The 468-nt window shown below is 55.1% G+C and carries 2 protein-coding genes; both read left to right on the plus strand.

All coding sequences use genetic code 11. The features are described from left to right. A partial coding sequence (locus tag CEW93_RS10645) for a JAB domain-containing protein (protein WP_146416674.1) occupies positions 1 to 180 on the plus strand: 180 nt, incomplete at its 5' end. 62 nt (positions 181 to 242) lie between these two features. After that, entirely contained in the window at positions 243 to 464 is a 222-nt protein-coding gene (locus CEW93_RS10650; protein WP_000692345.1) for a DUF987 domain-containing protein, read from the plus strand. Positions 465 to 468 lie beyond the last annotated feature (4 nt).

Genomic DNA, 468 nt, shown 5'->3' on the forward strand with positions numbered 1-468 from the left:
GCCGCAGCCGTGGTGCTGGCGCACAATCACCCGTCCGGTGAAGTCACACCCAGTAAGGCAGACCGGCTTATCACCGAACGTCTGGTACAGGCACTGGGCCTGGTGGATATCCGGGTGCCGGACCATCTGATAGTCGGTGGCAGCCAGGTTTTCTCCTTTGCCGAATATGGTCTGCTTTAACCCGTCACAACCACATCACACCTGTTTTCACTTTTATCTTCTGTCTTCAGAGGTATCCCACTATGAAAATCATCACCCGTGGCGAAGCCATGCGTATTCACCGTCAGCATCCGGCATCCCGTCTTTTTCCGTTCTGTACCGGCAAATACCGCTGGCACGGCAGTGCTGAAGCGTATACCGGTCGTGAAGTGCAGGATATTCCCGGTGTGCTGGCCGTGTTTGCAGAACGCCGTAAGGACAGTTTTGGTCCGTATGTCCGGCTGATGAGCGTCACCCTGAACTGATGTT

Source organism: Moraxella sp. VT-16-12 (assembly GCF_002224245.2).
In the GTDB taxonomy this organism is placed as follows: domain Bacteria; phylum Pseudomonadota; class Gammaproteobacteria; order Pseudomonadales; family Moraxellaceae; genus Moraxella.

Coding starts and splice junctions, on each gene's coding strand:
- CEW93_RS10650 (WP_000692345.1), top strand. CDS start 243: ATGAAAATCATCACCCGTGGCGAAGCCATGCGTATTCACCGTCAGCAT.